The organism is Candidatus Pelagibacter sp. HIMB1505 (assembly GCF_052047915.1).
GTDB lineage: Bacteria > Pseudomonadota > Alphaproteobacteria > Pelagibacterales > Pelagibacteraceae > Pelagibacter > Pelagibacter communis_A.
Genome location: NZ_JBNAIR010000001.1, coordinates 597,584 through 615,299, shown reverse-complemented (window position 1 = coordinate 615,299; position 17,716 = coordinate 597,584). Strand labels below are relative to the sequence as shown.

Sequence of the window (17,716 nt, the reverse complement as noted above, 5' to 3'; positions counted from 1 at the left end):
TATTAAATAAAATTTATCCAATTTTGTAACTCTTTCATTCTAACATTGTCTGAACTTGATTTTTTTTCTTCCTCTAGAAGTTTAACATGATTGTTAAATTTTAAATCATTATCAAACAGTTCATTTTTTTTTAAAGTAGCTAAATCGATCATCTTATCATAATCAAATTCTGGGTGATACTGAACTGCCCAAACTTCAGATTTATCAAACTTGAAACTTATGGATTGAAATTTGTTTATATTGTTAAAAGATAAGCAATTCGTATTATGAGGTAACTTTGAAACTTCATCAAAATTAAAAGCTGGAGAATTAAAATTATTCTTTTTTTCTTTATACATAGGATGAACTTTACCTTCGTCTGTTAATTCAATTTGAAGGCTTACTCCTATATTTGGTCCTTTAATTGATTTTCTTACATCTCCTTCTGCTGCTTTAACAGCAACTTGCATGCCCCAACAAATTGCAAATATTTTATCTACTTTTTTAAAACAAGATTTCATAAATTCCACTTGTAATTTAGTTTCATAGTCATTTTCATAGATATGCCCATTACCACCACTCCAAATTAAACCATCATATTTATCTAAATCTAATTTATTTGAATTATCTTTTATAGATGGATCAAATTGATCTAATTCTAAATTTGAGTTTAATTTTTTTAAAGAATTGTGAATACTTTGTGTATGAGTTTCAATATTATTCGATATTAATTCTAAATTATTTTCTTTTGTATTTCCCTCTACAACAAGAATTTTTTTCACTACCAAACAATTTTTAATTTCTTATTTTCACAAATACACTCAATCATGCCAATTAGTAATGGAAATTCTTTTTTATCAAATTCTTTTATAATTTTAGGACCAATAGCAAATGCTAAATCTGCTCCCTCAACAGTTACTTCTTTCATATAATTCTCTTTAGCATCACTAAATGTGTGACCCTGTCCTAAATAAAAACCCATCTTACTATTACGACCTCCAGCAGAACTCACATGAAGATCTCCCAATCCAGCTAAACCATAAGCTGTTTCTGGCTTACCATTAAGTTTTTTTGTCAAATTTTTCATTTCAGAAACTGCCTTGTAGACTAAGGACGCTGCTGTATTTAAATAATATTTTTTTTTAATATCGTCACTTTGCTCTTCGCTACTCAAGCCTTCTGATGCACCAATTAGCATTGAATAAATATTTTTTGTTGCAGCACAAACTTCAACTCCAATTAAATCATCTGAATATTCTGTTGAATAGTATTTTGTTGAGATTATAGATCCTATTTTTTTAACAATTTCTATATCTTCATTTGCTAAAACCACACTACTATTAATTCTATTTGCCAAACCATTTGCTAAACATGGTCCTCCAACTGCAGAAATTTTTGCTTTTTTTATATTTTTTTCCTTTAAGATTTTATTTAACTTTTCTGCTAAAGTTTCAAAATTATTATTTATTACAGCTAATCCTTTGGTTAATAAAAGTATGTTGGTTGTTTCTTTATAAAATTTTGATAACTCCTCTCCTATCCACTCTATACCTTTGGAACTTACTCCAACTACTAGCAAATCAATATCTTTTTTTAATTCATCATTAAACTCTGAAAACTTTATTACTTTAATAGATGATGGAAGTTGAGATTTTAATATTGGATGAAAATTATTTTTTATATTAATTTCTTCAATTACTTTATCTTCTAAAAATGAACCAACCAAATAAACTTCGTTTGAATTATCTGCACACGGCACTGCAAAAGCAGAACCCATAGCACCAGCTCCAATTATTACAATTTTGCTCATAAACTACACATACTTAAACACAAAAATTGCAAACATTGATGACAAAACTGTAGCAATCCATAGATTAAAATCAGTAAGGCCTAACCAAGCTAAATGAATAAATGCTGCACTAAGAAGAGAAATAAATAATCTATCTCCTCTTGTAGTATTTAATGTTAATATTCCTTTTCTAGGGTTTCCACCTGGATCTTTTTTTTCCCAAAAATACATAGCCGTAATACATAAAGCTATAAAAATAAAAAAACTAGCTGTAGGCCAAGTCCAGGCCATCCAAGTTATAAAGTCAAAATCAAAAAGGCCTTTTTCTTTAGGTTGACCGACTGTAGACCAACTAGATGCATATAGATTTGTAAAAATCATACTCTCCCCATTGCAAATCCTTTAGCAATATAATTTCTTACAAAGTAAATTACTACAGCGCCTGGAATTATAGTTAAGCTTCCAGCTGCTGCAAGTAAACCAAGTTCATAGCCTGAAGTACTTGAGGTCCTGGTCATTATAGCAGCAATAGGTTTGGCCATTGTGGCCGTAAGAGTTTTAGCTAACAATAATTCAACCCAAGAAAACATAAAACAAAAAAACATCGTAATACCTATTCCGGCAGCTATTGTAGGTATAAAAATTTTAAAGAAAAATTTAGGAAAAGAATAACCATCAACATATGCAGTTTCATCTAATTCTTTAGGAACTGCAGACATAAATCCTTCTAATATCCAAACGGCAAGAGGAATATTAAAAAGACAATGAGATAACGCTATAGCTATATGAGTATCAAATAAATTTACCGATGAATAAAATTGAAAGAATGGTAAAGCAAATACAGCTGGTGGAGCCATTCTATTTGTCAAAAGCCAAAAAAATAAATGTTTATCACCTAAAAATTTATATCTTGAAAAAGCATAAGCTGCTGGGAGTGCTGCAGATACAGAGATTAACGTATTAAACACTGTATACATAATGGAATTAACATAGCCCATATACCAAGTACTATCTGTAAATATTGTTTTATAATTTTCTAAAGTAAAATCTTGAGGCCACAATGAATAAACATTTATAATTTCAGTCGTTGATTTGAATGACATATTCAACAACCAATAAATAGGTAACATCAAAAAAATTATATAAAATGTGGGCACTACCCATTTAATTTTTTTCATCTCGTGCCCTCATCTTTCATCATTATGCTATAAAAAACCCAACATATTAAAAGCACAATTAAAAAATAGATTAATGACATAGCAGCTGCAGGTCCAAGATCAAATTGGCCCAAAGCCATTTTTACTAAATCCAATGACAAGAAATTCGTAGCATTACCTGGGCCTCCTCCTGTTAAAACAAAAGGTTCGGTATAGATCATAAAGCTATCCATAAATCTTAAAAGTATCGCTAAGGTTAATACTTTTTTCATTTTAGGTAGTTCGATGTATCTAAAAATATCCCATCTACTAGCACCGTCTATCTCTGCTGCCTGATAATAGGCAGGCTGAATTGAGTTTAAACCTGCGTACGATAAAAGAACAACCAGGGAAGTCCAATGCCAAACATCCATAAGAATAGTTGTAAACCAAGCATCCCCACTCTGCTGAGTAAAATTGTAATCGAAACCAAGTGAATTTAAAGAATTTCCAAGAAAACCTATATCTGGAAGAGCAAATATATTCCACATAGCTCCTACAACGTTCCAAGGTATCAATAACGGCATTGACATTAAAATTAAACAAACAGGCACCCCCCAGCCTTTTTTTGGCATAGTCAAAGCAATTGCCACACCAAGAGGCAACTGAATTAGAAGGATAATAAAAGTAAATATAAATTGTCTTCCTAGTGAATCATGAAATCTTTCAGAATTTAAAACTTGTTTAAACCACCTTGTTCCTTCCCATGCAAATACATTGCTTCCAAAAGTTTCTTGAAAAGAATAATTAACAACTGTCATTAAAGGAACGACTGCATTAAATGCAACAAGTACAAATACAGGGATAACAAAGAACCAGGCTTTTTGATTAAATGTTTTATTCATTATTCAATTATCCAATTATCTCCATATGCATAAGTATATTTTTGATCAAATGTTATATGTGCGCTGTCGCTTGGTATTTCATCTGAAGCATTAGCTAAAATCTTAATACTTCCACTATCACATTCAGTATCAATTACTTTATGTCTGCCTGTATCACTAACTCTTTTAATTTTTACTTTTATGCCCTCATTAGAAAATTTTATAAATTCAGGTCTTATACCTACTTCTGTTTTACTAAAATTTGTTTTTTCAATGCTGATATTATTGTGTAACAATTTGCCCTCAAAATTAATTTGACCATTTTTAATTTCACAAGGAAGTATATTCATACCAGGTGAGCCGATAAAATGTCCAACAAAAGTGTGTTTTGGTTTTTCAAATAGTTCCACTGGGGTGCCTGTTTGAACAATTTGCCCCTCATGCATTACCACAACTTGATCTGCAAAAGTTAATGCTTCAATTTGATCGTGAGTAACGTAGATCATAGTCCGATTAATTTTTTGGTGTAACTCTTTTAATTTTGATCTTAATACCCATTTCAAATGAGGATCAATAACAGTTAAAGGCTCATCAAACATAATTACATTTACGTCTGATCTTACTAATCCTCTTCCTAAAGAAATTTTTTGCTTTCCATCTGCAGTTAATCCAGCAGCTTTATTGTTCAGAGTTGATGTAAGCTCTAACATCTCTGCAATTTCTTTTACTTTTGTATCAATTTCAGTTTTAGAAAGACCTCTATTTTTAAGTGGAAAAGCTAAATTGTCATACACAGTCATTGTATCGTATATTACTGGAAACTGAAAAATTTGAGCAATATCCCTTTCAACTGGGTTTAAAGATGTTACATCTTTATTATCAAATAAAATTTCACCTTTAGTTGGTTTTAACAAACCTGAAATAATATTTAATAAAGTTGTCTTTCCGCAACCAGAGGGACCTAATAAGGCATAAGCACCACCATCTTTCCAATCAATATTAACCCCTTTTAATGCCCAGTCTGAGTCATCATTGGGTTGTTTTAAATAGCTATGACTTAAATCTTTTAAAGTAATTTTAGCCATTGGTTACCAATCTATTATTAGAGTCAAAATATAAAAATTCATTCACATTCATAAATAACTTTGTATTCTCACCAATATTTTTTTGCTGTATGCCGTTTGATAAAGAAACCCAATTAAGTTTACCGGTGGTGAAATGAATTAAACTTTCAGAACCACTTATTTCTGAAATCAAAACTTTTCCATCAATTTCAACTGAATTATTTCCCTCTTTATTTGTTGTAATATTATGAGGTCTGATACCTATTTTATAATCCCCATCTTTGATCTTTATATTTGATTTCCATTGAACGTTATTGTCTTTTAACTTGAAAATTTCTCCACTTTTGCTCACTTCTGCAACATTTATTGGGGGGTCGCTAAATACTTTAGCTGAAGTTAAATTTTCAGGTTTCTTGTAAACATCTAAAGTTTTTCCATATTGAATAACATTTCCTTCTAATAAAGTTGCTGTGTTTCCGCCTATCATTAATGCATCTAAAGGTTCTGTTGTTGCATATACAACAACACAATCTCGATCTTCAAAAAGTTTAGGCAATTCCTCTCTTAATTCTTCACGAAGTTTAAAATCTAAATTAGCTAATGGTTCATCTAGCAATATTAAATCTGAGTCTTTTACTAATGCTCTCGCTAAAGCGGTCCTTTGTTGTTGTCCTCCAGATAATTCATCAGGTTTTTTATTTAGCATAGCTGATAATTTTAAAAGTTCAGCAACTTTCCCTACTCTTTGTTTAATTTCATCAGGTTTCACTCCAATAATTTTTAATGGAGAAGCGATATTTTCAAAAACTGTAAAATTAGGATAATTAATAAATTGTTGGTAAACCATAGAGCAATTCCTTTTTTGAACTTCTTTGCCAGTAACATTTTCATCATTAAACCAAATTTCACCTGATGTAGGCTTGTCAAGACCAGCCATAATTTGCATAAGAGTTGTTTTGCCCGACAGTGTAGAACCCAACAGAACATTAATAGTGTTTTTTTCTAATTTTAAATTAGTTGAATATATATGAGTTTCTATTCCTACTTTTTTTTCAACATTCTTTAATTCTAGGCTCATATATTTTTGTAATTTGTTTTAAAAAAAAGGGGCAATAAATGCCCCTTTTTAAATTTAGATTAACCCAAGATTATTTCCAAGCGTCTTTATATGCTATGGTTTTACCTTGAGGTTTCTCATTAACTTTAGCTTTTGGCGAACCAGGCTGATTTAACCAATAAGAAGCTTCTCTTGGTTTGTTAAGTCTTGGCCCACATCCACCGTATGCGTTACTAGCTTTATCAGCAGCTTCCATACGAGACATAACTAAGTCCATCTCATCTGCAAGACGATCCATAGTTTCTTGTGGTGTAAATGTACCAGAGTTAACTTCTCCAATGTGCTGCCACCATAATTGTGCTAGCTTCGGATAGTCTGGAACATTGATACCTGTTGGAGACCACACATTTCTGTTGTCTGATCTATAGAACTCAACAAGTCCACCTAGCTCAGGCGCTCTTTTAGTGAAGTGATCATGGTTAACAGTACTTTTTCTAACGAAAGTTAAACCAACATCAGCTTTTTTAAGAGATACAGTTTTTGAAACTGCAAATTGAGCGTATAACCATGCAGCTTTTCTTCTCTCAACATCAGTAGACTTAAATAAAGTCCATGATCCAACGTCTTGATATCCAAGCTTCATACCTTCTTCCCAATAAGGTCCTTTAGGTGATGGGCCCATTCTCCATAAAGGCATACCGTTTTCATCAACTACTTTATTGTTAGGATCTTTTCCTACTAAAGATGCTGTGAAAGCTGTGTACCAGAAAATTTGCTGAGCAACATTTCCTGAAGAAAGAGATGGTAAAGACTGATAAAAGTCCATAGCTGCTGCACCTGGAGGCGCATAAGCTCTTAACCATTCATCCCATTTTCTAATTGCATATACTGCAGCAGGACCATTAGTAGCCCCACCTCTTGATACGTTAGCACCAACTGGGTTACAAGAACCTGGCTCCATTCTAATTCCCCACTCATCTACAGGCACTCCATTAGGTAGACCTTTACTTCCTGCACCAGCCATTGATAACCATGCATCAGTCATTCTCCAACCTAAGTCAGGAGCTCTTTTACCGTAGTCCATATGACCATAAATATTAACACCATCTATCGTCTTAACATCTTCTGAAAAGAACTTAGCGATGTCTTCATAAGCAGACCAGTTTACTGGTACACCTAATTCATAACCATATTTTGCTTTAAATTGTTTTTTAATTTCAGGTCTATCAAACCAATCTTTTCTGAACCAATAAAGGTTAGCAAATTGTTGGTCTGGTAGTTGATAAAGGTTTCCATCAGGACCTGTAGTAAATTGAAGTCCTATGAAGTCATCTAAATCCAAATATGGATTAGTAACAGCTTTACCTTCACCTTTCATCCACTCCGTTAAATTTACAGCTTGTTGCATACGAGCGTGCGTACCAATTAAGTCTGAGTCATTAACATATGCATCGTAAATACTTACGTTAGTTTGCATTTGTGTTTGAACGGCCATTACTACATCACCTTCTCCGATGATTTGGTGTTGTACTTTGATGCCTGTTATTTCTTCAAACGCTTTTGTAAGAGTCTTAGACTCATACACGTGAGTTGGTATCCCCTCAGATACTACTTTTAAAGTCATTCCTTTGAATGGCTTTGCAGCATCTTGAAACCACTTTAGCTCTTTCTCTCTTTCTTTAGCAGATAAAGCTGAAAGACTAAACTCACCATCAGACCATTTCTTGATTGCATTTGCAGATGCACCAGAAATAGTTACGATTGAAAATGTAACAGCAACAGCAAGAACAGTTTTTAATGTCTTAATCATTATTTCTCCCGTTATGTTATTTTATTTAGATAATTAAAGTAAACTAAATCAAAGTATGGAAGTCAAAAAAAAATTCGCACTTATTAATTTCAATTAAAAATTGAATATCTATGATAATGTTTTTTTAATTGCTTTATCCCAACCATTAATAAGTTTTTTTCTTTCATTTGATTTCATTTTCGGAATAAAACTTCTATCGACCTTCCAATTATTAGATATATCTTCAAGAGATTTATAAACTCCAATTTGTAGTCCTGCCATAAATGCCGCACCTAAAGCAGTAGTTTCATCCACTTTTGGTCTCAATACTTTAATATCAACGACATCAGATAAAAATTGTGAAAACCAATTATTTTTTACCATCCCACCATCTACTTTTATTATCTTTGGTTTTAATCCATCATTTTTCATAGCTTCAAATAAATCATGTGTTTGATAAGCAACCGACTCCACAGTAGCTCTTACAATTTCCTTTGGCCCAGTATTTCTTGTTAGACCAGAAAGTATTCCTCGCGCATTTACTGCCCAATAAGGTGCTCCTAATCCTGTGAAAGCTGGGACTAAATAAATTCCATTATTTGATTTCAGTGATTTAATAATTTTTTCTGTATCTGATGCTTTTTTGATAAATTTTATTTTATCTCTTAACCATTGCACTCCTGCACCAGCTATAAAAATAGATCCTTCTAATGCATATGTAGTCTGGCCTTTAATTCTATAACCGATTGTAGTTAGCAATCTATTCTTAGAGTAAACTTTTTTTCTTCCCGTATTTAAAAGAACAAAAGCACCAGTTCCATAAGTGCTCTTAAGTGATCCAGTTTCAAAACAACATTGCCCAATACTTGCGGATTGTTGATCCCCTACTATTCCTGTAATTGGATAAGATACACCAGTAAGACTGGGATCTGTATGACCAAAATCAGCTGAACAATCTTTAACTACGGGTAATATTTCTCTAGGTATTTTTAAAATTTTCAATATTTGATCATCCCACTCATTTGTAGAAATATTGAATAACATTGTTCTACTTGCATTTGTGGCATCGGTAGCATGATCTGCACCGTTAGTTAATCTCCATAAAAGAAAACTATCTACCGTTCCAAATAATAATCTTTTCTTTTTTATTAAATCTCTAGCTTTTGGCACATTATCAATTATCCATTTTATTTTTGTTGCTGAAAAATAAGCATCTATCAACAAACCAGTTTTATTATAAATAATAGTTTCTTTTTTTTGTTTGATTAATTTTTTGCAGTATTCTGAAGATCTTCTATCTTGCCAAACAATAGCATTATAAACTGCTTTGCCAGTATGTTTGTCCCAAAGGATAGTTGTTTCTCTTTGATTGGTAATTCCAATCGTCAAAACTTTTCCATTAAGTTTTTTGCTTTTTGCAATAACATCTTTAAGAACTTTTTTAGTTGAAGACCAAATCTCCTCTGGATCATGCTCTACCCAACCATCTTTTGGAAAATATTGTTTAAACTCCATTTGAGATATAAATTTTGGTCTACCTTTAAGGTCAAAAAGAATTGCTCTACTGGATGTAGTGCCTTGATCAATTGAAATAATAAACTTGTGTTTTGGCATCAAGTAATTCTAACTAAAATATTTACAAATTGAAAATAAATTTAACAAATTTATCAACATTCAATTTGGTCGATCTAAGAAAAGGTTTTTAGTTATAAATATATAAAATTTAACTCCATGGAAATGGACTATTTGATGTTGGGTGAAGATTTCCTTTTTTGTAGCGATCAAATCTAAATGGTTTTAATAAATTACTTTCTTTGCCAAGTATTTCATTTGCAACTAGATGGCCCACACCAATCATCTTATACCCATGATTTGCATCAGCAATTAAATATACATTATCAAAAAATCTATCAAAAATAGGGAAGCTGTCTGGCGTCATACATCCCAATCCTCCTGATGGACCTTTTCTATATAAAGAGGAATTGCCTTCAAATCTTTTTTGGCAATGTGATAAAGCTGAAGTCCACATATCTGAAAATGCATCTGTTGTTTGATATTCATCAGACTCTAAACCATATGGATCCACGTCAACTTCATCAAAATGTTTATCTACTATATATGGTGATGTTCCACCTTGAACACCTAAACCTTCAATGTCAGGTTTATAATAAATGCCCCATAATTTATCAGTCAAAAGTTTTTTATTCTTGTCTGAATAAAGTGGTGCATCTGTATCGACATGAATTACAGGAGGTTGTTTATTTTCATTAGTTCTTAAATAATCTGATTTAACTCCCAAAACTCCTTCTTGTAAAAACCAATATTTCCACATTTCAGTTTGATGTAATTTTTCATCTTTACCTTTAATTTCTATTTTTTTAGGTAATTCTAACATGTTCCAAAAGTCTCTAACCCATGGTCCTGCACCAATTACTACTTGCTCACATTCAATTGTTCCCTCATTTGTAATTACACTTCTAACTGTACCGTTATTTTCTTTATTAAAACCATTTACAGCAATTCCTTTAAGAATAGTCACTCCTCCAGCGCTTGCCTTTTTTTCTAAGGCCTTAATTGAATCTTTATTAAAAGCATAACCACCCTTTTTTTCATGAAGAACTGAAGTAATTCTTTTTGCTTGCCAATCATCGAAAATATTTTTCATATATTTCATGCAATCTTTTTCACCTTCAATAAAAACAGACTCATAACCAATAGATTTCTGCTGCTCAAAAATGCTGGCAACATCTTCATGCATAATTTCAGATGAAATTTGCATGTACCCAACAGCATTATATTTAAAAGATTTTGGATCACTTTCCCAAACTTCAACTGAATGAGCCATTAGCTCTCTCATTGCTGGCTGGAAATAATTATTTCTGACAACACCACAAGCAATTCCACTAGCGCCAGCAGCTGTGTCTTTTTTTTCTAGAAGAATTACATCACCAGCATTTTTATAAGTTTCAGATAATTTCCAAGCAGTACTTAATCCGTGAATACCACCACCGATAATAACAACTTTTGCTTTTTTGGGTAAAGACATTTTAAAAGTAATTATTAATACCTAATTTCATAAAGATATTATTATTAATATTAATATTAATTATATATAAAAACTAGATACGTTGTTTAATATTCAATATTTTTAAGAGTATCTAAATAATTCTCAAATTCTTTTAAAAACGATTCTGAAGGCACAATATTTTTAATTCTTTGATCTGGTGAGTTTTTTATCAGTTTAAAAAAACCTTTCTCACAGGCTTCGTTAATCATAATTGCAGATTTTGGTCGAGAAGTTTTAAATAATCTTGTTTTTAAACCTTCTACTGATAATTTTTCATTCAACTTATATGATGACATAACAACTAACATCATATGATAATGAGATGGTGATTTTCTAAAAAAATAATTGCTTGAAGTTGAAGAATGTTTCATTTGCTCTTCCCAAAACTGAAGTAATGTTTTTTTATTTTTTATTTCTTTTTCAATCATTACAAACTAATAGTTGAGTTTAAATTTATATTAGCATACTGATTAATTTTACAAGTAAAAAGTATCATTTTTGTTTATAGAATGTATAAATAAATCCATATAAATTATAGTTAGTTTTCAATTAATGCATAAGATTTTAGAAAATAAAATTTATTCAGTTTCAAACTTTGTTTACAATGAAAAACATGTTTTAGATATAGACAACATTTTTCAAAATTTAGATGAAAAGCTTATTACTGAAGCAGTCACAACAATTGAAAATTGGGAAACATATAAACCAACACCTTTAATTGAATTAGATAAACTCAGTTCATATTTAAATATAAATAAGATTTATTATAAAGATGAAGGATTTAGATTTGATTTAAAATCATTCAAAGCTTTAGGTGGCGCATTTGCAGTTAACAAAATTGTCAAAGAAACAAAAGCAAAAACTGTATCTACAGCTACAGCTGGAAATCATGGAAGATCTGTTGCGTGGGGTGCTCAAAGATTAGGTATTAAATGCAAGATATTTATCAGTGAGTTTGTAAGTGAAGACAGAGCAGAAGCAATGAGGAATTTGGGAGCTGATGTAATTAGGGTTAAAGGCAATTATGATGCTTCTTTGAAAGAGTGCATAAATCAATCCAAAAAAAATCAATGGGAAATTGTTCAGGATGTTTCTTGGGAAGGATACAAAACTGTACCAAGATATATTATGGCTGGTTATACAATAATGATTAAAGAAATTTTTGATAAGATCAAAAATGAAAAAATTTCACATGTATTTTTACAAGCTGGTGTAGGTGGAATGGCTGCTGCAGCAATTGCAGGTTTTGCAAAATATTCAAATAATTTGCCATGCTTTATTACTGTTGAGCCAAAAGATGCTGAATGTGTATTACAAAGTATTAAAAATAAAAAGCCCACTTCAATAAATATACAAAAAGAGTCTATTATGGGTGGAATGTCATGTGGTGATGTATCTAGTTTAGCTTGGGAAATACTTAAACATTCAACAAATTATTCAATATCAATTTCAGATGAAGCTGTCGCAACAACTGTTGCACTTTTAAAACAAAAAGAATTTTCAAATGATGAAATTATTGCTGGTGAATGTGGAGTGCCTGGAGTTATTTCCTTAATATCGGCGATTAAAGACAAAAATATTTGTGAAAAACTTAAGCTTAATTCTCAATCAAATGTTCTACTAATAGGTTGTGAGGGTCTGACTGACTTTAAAATGTACAACAAACTTTTAAAGGAAGGACAAGAAATTATAAAAAATGAGCAATAAAGCCATTGTTTGGATTAGAGAAGATTTTAGGATTAATAATAATCCTGCTTTAGCTTATGCAAGCCATCAGCATAATTTGGTTTCAGCCTTATACATATTTAATCCAAAAATATTTATAAAAAAAAGAGAAGCTCAACAATGGTGGCTATCAAAATCTTTGGAAAATTTTAAAGTTGAATTATCAAAATTGAATATAAACCTTGAAATTCAAATTGGTGAGGAGATGGATATATTATCAAAAATTAACTCAAAAGATAATCTAACAATTTATTGGAATAAAGTTTATGAGCCAGATGTTATAAATTTAGGAAAAAAAATCAGAGATAATATTTTTTTAAAAAAAAATATAAAATTCAAATATTTTAAAGGAAATATATTAAATGAATTTCAAAATGTAACTAAAAAAGATGAAACACCTTTTAAAGTTTTTACTCCTTTTTGGAGAGTCGCAGAGCAAATTTATATCAACGCAATACCTTCTAAATTGTCAAAAGTTTTAAAAAGAGAAAAAAGTTTTGAATACTTTAAAAACAATAGATTGCCTGAAGAAATTTTACCTAAAAAAAAATGGTATAAAAAATTTGAAAATTATTGGAATGTATCTGAAAAAAATGCACAGAATCTTTTAAGTGATTTAATCAAAAACAAAATTAATAAATATGGAGTGAATAGAGATATTCCTTCTATTGAAGGAACATCAAAACTTTCACCATATATTAAACATGGACAAATCCATGTTGAAAAAATTTATAAAGATTGTTCTTTAGTAAAACCTAAAAATATCAACATACAAAAATATATTAACGAACTGGGTTGGAGAGAGTTTTCACACAGCTTAATCAATTATTTTCCTGAAATGTTAAAAGGTAATTTAAGAAAAGAATTTGATAAATTTCCATGGGTTAAAAATGAAAAACATTTAAAAGCCTGGAAAGATGGAATGACAGGTTATCCTATTGTAGATGCTGGTATGCGTGAACTCTATGAAACTGGTTGGATGCACAATAGAATTAGAATGGTTGTTGGATCCTTTTTGGTAAAACATTTAAGAATAAATTGGGTTGAAGGTGAAAAACATTTTAGAAATTGTTTATTAGATTTTAATGAAGCAAATAATGTAGCTCAATGGCAATGGGTTGCAGGCTGTGGTGCTGATGCTGCACCTTATTTTAGAATATTCAATCCTATCCTTCAGGGTGAAAAATTTGATAAAGAAGGAATTTATGTAAAAAAATGGATACCAGAACTTAATAAAGTCCCAGCAAAATATATTCATAAACCATGGGAGATGGAGATAAAATATCAAGAAGCTATAAACACTATAATTGGTAAAAATTATCCAAAACCAATTGTAATTCATGAAAAGGCAAGAGCATCTGCATTGGAAGCTTTTCAATCCCTAAAAAATAAATAAATCAACTGCCAATAAAATGATGAATTATTATTCTTTTATGAGGTTCAATTCTGTGTTCAAATAAAAATATTCCCTGCCAAGTGCCCAGCAATAATTCCTTATTTTTTATGCTTAAGGAAATTTGATTATTTGTGAGAGCTGATTTTATATGAGCAGGCATATCATCTTTGCCCTCTGCTGTATGGCTATACAATGAGTTATTCATCGGTACTAATTTATCAAAATGTGAAATTAAATCTCTTTGAACATCAGGGTCAGCATTTTCCTGGATTATTAATGAAGCACTGGTATGCTGAATACTTAGATTGATAATTCCATTTTGAAAGTTGTTTTTCTTAATCCAGTTTAATGTATTATTAGTAAATTCATAAAGTCTTTGTCCTTTGGTTTGTATTTCTAGATTGTAAAATTCTTGTTTCATGTAGTCTGAATTTTTATTGATGTAAGTTCATGCAGCCTGCTGATAGTTCTTTTAAATATTTTTGCAAGACTCCCTGATGAATTTAAATCATTTAATGAATTTGCTGATGAGATCAAAATTGGAATTTTTTTTTCATAAACTATATCGATTAATGTAATAAATCTTTGCTGTTGATTAGAGTTATCTTCATTGAAATCTGGCAATCCTTCAATCAAAATAAAATTGCAACAATTTGATATCTGAAGATAGTCTTCTGCACCTAAATTTCTATCACATAATTCATTAAATCTAAATTTAGCAATACCTTCATAAAAATTTTCAATTAATAATTCTCTGCCTTTTATATTTAAATTTTTAGGATTATTTTTTTTATTTTTAGTTAACTCCCTAAAAAATTTATTAAGTTTAAAATTTGTTGTTTCATTTATTGGAGATAAAAATCTGTTTAGGATATCTTTTTTATTAATTCTATAATCCTCATTAATTGATAATTCCTTTTCAATCGAATTTTCTTTTAAAATTTTAAGAAATGGTAAAAATTGATCTCTTTGTAAACCATCTTTATAAAGATCATTAATCTTTATATTTGATGAAAATAAAACACATATTTTTTTTTCGAATATTTTTTCGAATAATCTTCCTAGTATCATTGCATCTACAATATTCGTGACCTGAAATTCATCAAAAAAAAGTAGTTTTGCCTTATTTCTTAATTTTTTTACAAATATATCTAAGGCTTTATCTTTTTTATCATTATCAAACATGAAATCATGAAAGCTAATCATGAATTCATTAAAATGAACTTTAATTTTTTTTATTTCCAATTGTTTAAAGAAAAAATCTAAGATCATTGTTTTACCAACACCAACATCACCATGTAAGTAAAAGCCTAATTTTGATTTTTTATTAAAAAAACTATTTAAGAATGATCGATCGAAATTACCATTCTGAAATTTTTCAAGTGTATTTATGATTTCTATTTGATTTGGGTTAATTTCTAGTTTTTTATTACTACAAAATTCAATAAACTTTTTTTCTAATTTCATTTATCCATAAAGTTAATTCCATACTCAGAACGAGGTCCTTTTCTTAATCCAAAAGGTCCCGAAATAAATATAGTCATTGGTTTTGTGCCTTTTTTTAAATCTACTCTGTGATAAGCGTTTGCAGATCTGAAGCCAATATAACCAGGTTTTCTCCAAAATTTTCCATTCTTAGTGGTTTCCCAATAACCATCTCTTAATATTATAGTGATATATGGACATAAATGATTATGAACTCCTTCTCCATGATCATCTGCTAGCATTTCATGAATTAAAATATTAAATGGAAACCACTTTGGTCTATACCTAAAAATTAGATAATACCTGTTCATCCAAGGTTTAGCTAAATCAAATCTTGGATGTGAAGGACCTCGATCTAAAACAATTTTTTTTCGACCTAATTTTTCCAGCAATTTAAGAAACATTAATTTAATCTAATAATAGCATTCTCTTTAACAACATATAAATCTTTATCTATTACGTGAGGTCTTGATATTTTATCGTTATCTATTTTTAAAATAGATTTTGTTCTACCTGACTTAATATCAATTACCATCAGCCTACCATTATCTGTCGATAAATAAATATTGTTAGTTCCAATTATAAATCCTACTGGCTTAATTTTATCTCTTTTCTTTTTTTTGAAATTATTAAAAACATCTGTAACTCTGATAATATTTCCACTATTTTTTTCAATCACAATTAAATACCCCTCTAATGAAACTGTAAAAATATAGTTTCCAACTAAACTAGGTCTTAAACTTGAATTAACCTGATTTTCCCAATTAAAGCTTCCAGTTCCAAGATCAATTGAAAAAAATTGATTTTTATTATTTGAAAAAAACAATGTATTTCCATCTGTAATTAAATCAGAAGTTTCCAAAGAAAAAGCAGCCTCGTATATTAAACTACTTTGAGTTGGCAATTGCCATAGTAATTCACCCTCATTAATATCTACAGCACTAATATCGCCAATAGAATTTTTAAAATATATTAAATCATTCACAATAACCATTGAGAGTTTTTTTTGTGATCGAATTAATGAATTTTCTGTTCTGATATTCCACAATTCTTCTCCATTTCTTAAAGAAAAACATCTAAGTGTATTAGAAAAATCAATAATAAAAAATTTATCTTTGAAAATTTTAATTTGAGAATTAAATGGTGCTAGATTATTTTTAGACCAAAGCAGTTCACCTGTATTAATATCTAATGCAAAGTATTTAGCAATATTATCTGCAACTACTAAAGTTTTGCCATCATTTGCAAATTGCAGTATCGGTTTTAATTTTTTTTCTGATTTTGAGTAATAATTTTTTTTCCAAATTAATTTTGATTTATCGTCAAATTTTAATATAGAACCTTTGTTATCAAAAAAAATCAAATCTTTATTATTAAATGATATCTTTGGTTCAAATTGATAAAAATTTTTTATTTTTGAAAATTTATATCTTGAAGATTTTTTAAGCACACCATCAAAATTTAATCTTCCATCATTATTAAAATAATCTCTAACCTTAGGATCTTTATTAAAAAAATTACCTAAATTTATTGGAACATTTGCATTAAGCTCTTTATTTAGTGCCTCTTCTTCAACAAAAATTTCTTGGTAATTGGGATTATTTTCTTCTGGAATATTTTGAGAAGCTGTCCAAAATTTTGAATTTTTATTAAATGAACAACTTGCAGTAAAAAAAATACATATTAAAAAAATTAAGATCTTATTCACTTAAATCTCTATTTAATCTTTTTTGTGCCTCAGTTTTTAAATCTTGGTTAGCGTTTTCCAATAAAATTAATTGATTAAAGAATTCTTTTGATTTTTGTTTTTCTTCTTTAGAATAAAAATACTCTGCTAATAAATACAATGCTTGAGCCTTCCAAATACTGTTAGAGTTAGTTATTGGTTTTAATATGTCTAAAAGTTCATTTTCTTCAATAGAATCTGCATTATAAAGTGCTTTTTTATAGATAATTAAATTTTTGATTTCTTTGTCCAATGAAACTTCATCAATTATATTGTCAAATAAATCATTAATTTTTGACTTGTCAGTTATTAGTTTATTATCGATTATGAAGTAAAGCGACAATGGAGAGTAAGTAGGATCGTTCTTATAAACTAAATCAACTAGTACATTTTCAGTTCTTTCTTTATTCTCCTCTGAAAACTTAGTTACAGCAGAATTATATTGATCAGAAATTTCTAATTTTTTATTTTCTTTATATTCTTCAAAAGCAAAATATCCGAATAAAATTGCTATAATAATTACTATAAATGTTAGAAGTGTCTTTTTATTGTTAACAAAAAAGTTTCTAATTTTTTCATTTCTTGTATTGCTGTTGATAATTGCTGTTTCTTCGTCCAT

The 17,716-nt window shown here is 29.6% G+C and carries 18 protein-coding genes; 2 read left to right on the top strand and 16 right to left on the bottom strand.

The window, feature by feature from the left end:
* Positions 1–2: 2 nt before the first annotated feature.
* The 11 genes from ACTTAU_RS03200 to ACTTAU_RS03150 form a co-directional block, all read right to left on the bottom strand.
* Positions 3–761, bottom strand: coding sequence for a glutamine amidotransferase-related protein (locus ACTTAU_RS03200; RefSeq protein ID WP_438305607.1), 759 nt, complete (start codon positions 759–761; stop codon positions 3–5).
* Entirely contained in the window at positions 761–1,789 is a 1,029-nt protein-coding gene (locus ACTTAU_RS03195) for a 2-dehydropantoate 2-reductase N-terminal domain-containing protein (RefSeq protein ID WP_438305609.1), read from the bottom strand. The genes ACTTAU_RS03200 and ACTTAU_RS03195 overlap by 1 nt, the downstream gene beginning before the upstream one ends.
* Positions 1,790–1,792: 3 nt before the next feature.
* A complete protein-coding gene (locus tag ACTTAU_RS03190; RefSeq protein ID WP_438306258.1) occupies positions 1,793–2,059 on the bottom strand; it encodes a DUF2160 domain-containing protein in 267 nt (88 codons plus the stop codon).
* An 86-nt stretch (positions 2,060–2,145) separates the two neighbouring features.
* Positions 2,146–2,946 carry a carbohydrate ABC transporter permease gene (locus ACTTAU_RS03185; protein ID WP_085114599.1) on the bottom strand — a complete coding sequence of 267 codons (801 nt, stop codon included), beginning with the start codon at positions 2,944–2,946 and terminating at the stop codon, positions 2,146–2,148.
* Complete coding sequence (locus ACTTAU_RS03180) at positions 2,943–3,809, bottom strand: carbohydrate ABC transporter permease (RefSeq protein WP_438305613.1); 867 nt, start codon at positions 3,807–3,809, stop codon at positions 2,943–2,945. Before ACTTAU_RS03180 ends, ACTTAU_RS03185 begins: the two co-directional genes overlap by 4 nt.
* Entirely contained in the window at positions 3,809–4,873 is a 1,065-nt protein-coding gene (locus ACTTAU_RS03175) for an ABC transporter ATP-binding protein (protein ID WP_438305615.1), read from the bottom strand. Before ACTTAU_RS03175 ends, ACTTAU_RS03180 begins: the two co-directional genes overlap by 1 nt.
* Complete coding sequence (locus ACTTAU_RS03170; protein ID WP_438305618.1) at positions 4,866–5,930, bottom strand: ABC transporter ATP-binding protein; 1,065 nt, start codon at positions 5,928–5,930, stop codon at positions 4,866–4,868. Before ACTTAU_RS03170 ends, ACTTAU_RS03175 begins: the two co-directional genes overlap by 8 nt.
* A 70-nt stretch (positions 5,931–6,000) precedes the next feature.
* Positions 6,001–7,719, bottom strand: coding sequence for an ABC transporter substrate-binding protein (locus tag ACTTAU_RS03165; RefSeq protein WP_438305621.1), 1,719 nt, complete (start codon positions 7,717–7,719; stop codon positions 6,001–6,003).
* A gap of 108 nt (positions 7,720–7,827) precedes the next feature.
* Positions 7,828–9,312, bottom strand: a complete 1,485-nt coding sequence (gene glpK / locus ACTTAU_RS03160; RefSeq protein ID WP_438305623.1) for a glycerol kinase GlpK — start codon at positions 9,310–9,312, stop codon at positions 7,828–7,830.
* A 109-nt stretch (positions 9,313–9,421) separates the two neighbouring features.
* Positions 9,422–10,744, bottom strand: coding sequence for an NAD(P)/FAD-dependent oxidoreductase (locus tag ACTTAU_RS03155; RefSeq protein WP_438305624.1), 1,323 nt, complete (start codon positions 10,742–10,744; stop codon positions 9,422–9,424).
* An 86-nt stretch (positions 10,745–10,830) separates the two neighbouring features.
* Positions 10,831–11,193 carry a hypothetical protein gene (locus ACTTAU_RS03150; protein ID WP_438305627.1) on the bottom strand — a complete coding sequence of 121 codons (363 nt, stop codon included), beginning with the start codon at positions 11,191–11,193 and terminating at the stop codon, positions 10,831–10,833.
* Positions 11,194–11,317: 124 nt separating this feature from the next.
* Here ACTTAU_RS03150 and ACTTAU_RS03145 point away from each other — a divergent pair, with 124 nt between their 5' ends.
* The gene (locus ACTTAU_RS03145; RefSeq protein ID WP_438305629.1) at positions 11,318–12,472 is read left to right on the top strand and encodes a diaminopropionate ammonia-lyase; all 1,155 of its coding nucleotides are present in this window, start codon (positions 11,318–11,320) and stop codon (positions 12,470–12,472) included.
* A complete protein-coding gene (locus ACTTAU_RS03140; RefSeq protein ID WP_438305632.1) occupies positions 12,462–13,886 on the top strand; it encodes a cryptochrome/photolyase family protein in 1,425 nt (474 codons plus the stop codon). Before ACTTAU_RS03145 ends, ACTTAU_RS03140 begins: the two co-directional genes overlap by 11 nt.
* Position 13,887: 1 nt before the next feature.
* Here the strand turns inward: ACTTAU_RS03140 and ACTTAU_RS03135 are convergent, their stop codons facing one another.
* From ACTTAU_RS03135 to ACTTAU_RS03115, 5 genes are read right to left on the bottom strand one after another with little or no spacing between them, the layout of a single operon-like run.
* A complete protein-coding gene (locus ACTTAU_RS03135) occupies positions 13,888–14,307 on the bottom strand; it encodes a secondary thiamine-phosphate synthase enzyme YjbQ (protein ID WP_438305635.1) in 420 nt (139 codons plus the stop codon).
* Complete coding sequence (gene zapE, locus ACTTAU_RS03130; protein WP_438305637.1) at positions 14,304–15,353, bottom strand: cell division protein ZapE; 1,050 nt, start codon at positions 15,351–15,353, stop codon at positions 14,304–14,306. Before zapE ends, ACTTAU_RS03135 begins: the two co-directional genes overlap by 4 nt.
* The gene (locus ACTTAU_RS03125) at positions 15,350–15,775 is read right to left on the bottom strand and encodes a hypothetical protein (protein ID WP_438305639.1); all 426 of its coding nucleotides are present in this window, start codon (positions 15,773–15,775) and stop codon (positions 15,350–15,352) included. The genes zapE and ACTTAU_RS03125 overlap by 4 nt, the downstream gene beginning before the upstream one ends.
* Positions 15,775–17,079, bottom strand: a complete 1,305-nt coding sequence (locus ACTTAU_RS03120; protein ID WP_438305640.1) for a PQQ-binding-like beta-propeller repeat protein — start codon at positions 17,077–17,079, stop codon at positions 15,775–15,777. The genes ACTTAU_RS03125 and ACTTAU_RS03120 overlap by 1 nt, the downstream gene beginning before the upstream one ends.
* Complete coding sequence (locus ACTTAU_RS03115; protein WP_438305642.1) at positions 17,072–17,716, bottom strand: tetratricopeptide repeat protein; 645 nt, start codon at positions 17,714–17,716, stop codon at positions 17,072–17,074. The genes ACTTAU_RS03120 and ACTTAU_RS03115 overlap by 8 nt, the downstream gene beginning before the upstream one ends.

Excerpts from the sequence above, each read along its gene's own strand:
- ACTTAU_RS03150 (WP_438305627.1), bottom strand. The coding sequence starts at position 11,193 with ATGATTGAAAAAGAAATAAAAAATAAAAAAACATTACTTCAGTTTTGG.
- ACTTAU_RS03195 (WP_438305609.1), bottom strand. The coding sequence starts at position 1,789 with ATGAGCAAAATTGTAATAATTGGAGCTGGTGCTATGGGTTCTGCTTTT.
- ACTTAU_RS03190 (WP_438306258.1), bottom strand. The coding sequence starts at position 2,059 with ATGGCCTGGACTTGGCCTACAGCTAGTTTTTTTATTTTTATAGCTTTA.
- ACTTAU_RS03140 (WP_438305632.1), top strand. The coding sequence starts at position 12,462 with ATGAGCAATAAAGCCATTGTTTGGATTAGAGAAGATTTTAGGATTAAT.
- ACTTAU_RS03180 (WP_438305613.1), bottom strand. The coding sequence starts at position 3,809 with ATGAATAAAACATTTAATCAAAAAGCCTGGTTCTTTGTTATCCCTGTA.
- ACTTAU_RS03175 (WP_438305615.1), bottom strand. The coding sequence starts at position 4,873 with ATGGCTAAAATTACTTTAAAAGATTTAAGTCATAGCTATTTAAAACAA.
- ACTTAU_RS03115 (WP_438305642.1), bottom strand. The coding sequence starts at position 17,716 with ATGGACGAAGAAACAGCAATTATCAACAGCAATACAAGAAATGAAAAA.
- ACTTAU_RS03165 (WP_438305621.1), bottom strand. The coding sequence starts at position 7,719 with ATGATTAAGACATTAAAAACTGTTCTTGCTGTTGCTGTTACATTTTCA.
- ACTTAU_RS03185 (WP_085114599.1), bottom strand. The coding sequence starts at position 2,946 with ATGAAAAAAATTAAATGGGTAGTGCCCACATTTTATATAATTTTTTTG.
- ACTTAU_RS03145 (WP_438305629.1), top strand. The coding sequence starts at position 11,318 with ATGCATAAGATTTTAGAAAATAAAATTTATTCAGTTTCAAACTTTGTT.
- ACTTAU_RS03155 (WP_438305624.1), bottom strand. The coding sequence starts at position 10,744 with ATGTCTTTACCCAAAAAAGCAAAAGTTGTTATTATCGGTGGTGGTATT.
- ACTTAU_RS03135 (WP_438305635.1), bottom strand. The coding sequence starts at position 14,307 with ATGAAACAAGAATTTTACAATCTAGAAATACAAACCAAAGGACAAAGA.
- ACTTAU_RS03170 (WP_438305618.1), bottom strand. The coding sequence starts at position 5,930 with ATGAGCCTAGAATTAAAGAATGTTGAAAAAAAAGTAGGAATAGAAACT.
- ACTTAU_RS03125 (WP_438305639.1), bottom strand. The coding sequence starts at position 15,775 with ATGTTTCTTAAATTGCTGGAAAAATTAGGTCGAAAAAAAATTGTTTTA.
- zapE (WP_438305637.1), bottom strand. The coding sequence starts at position 15,353 with ATGAAATTAGAAAAAAAGTTTATTGAATTTTGTAGTAATAAAAAACTA.
- glpK (WP_438305623.1), bottom strand. The coding sequence starts at position 9,312 with ATGCCAAAACACAAGTTTATTATTTCAATTGATCAAGGCACTACATCC.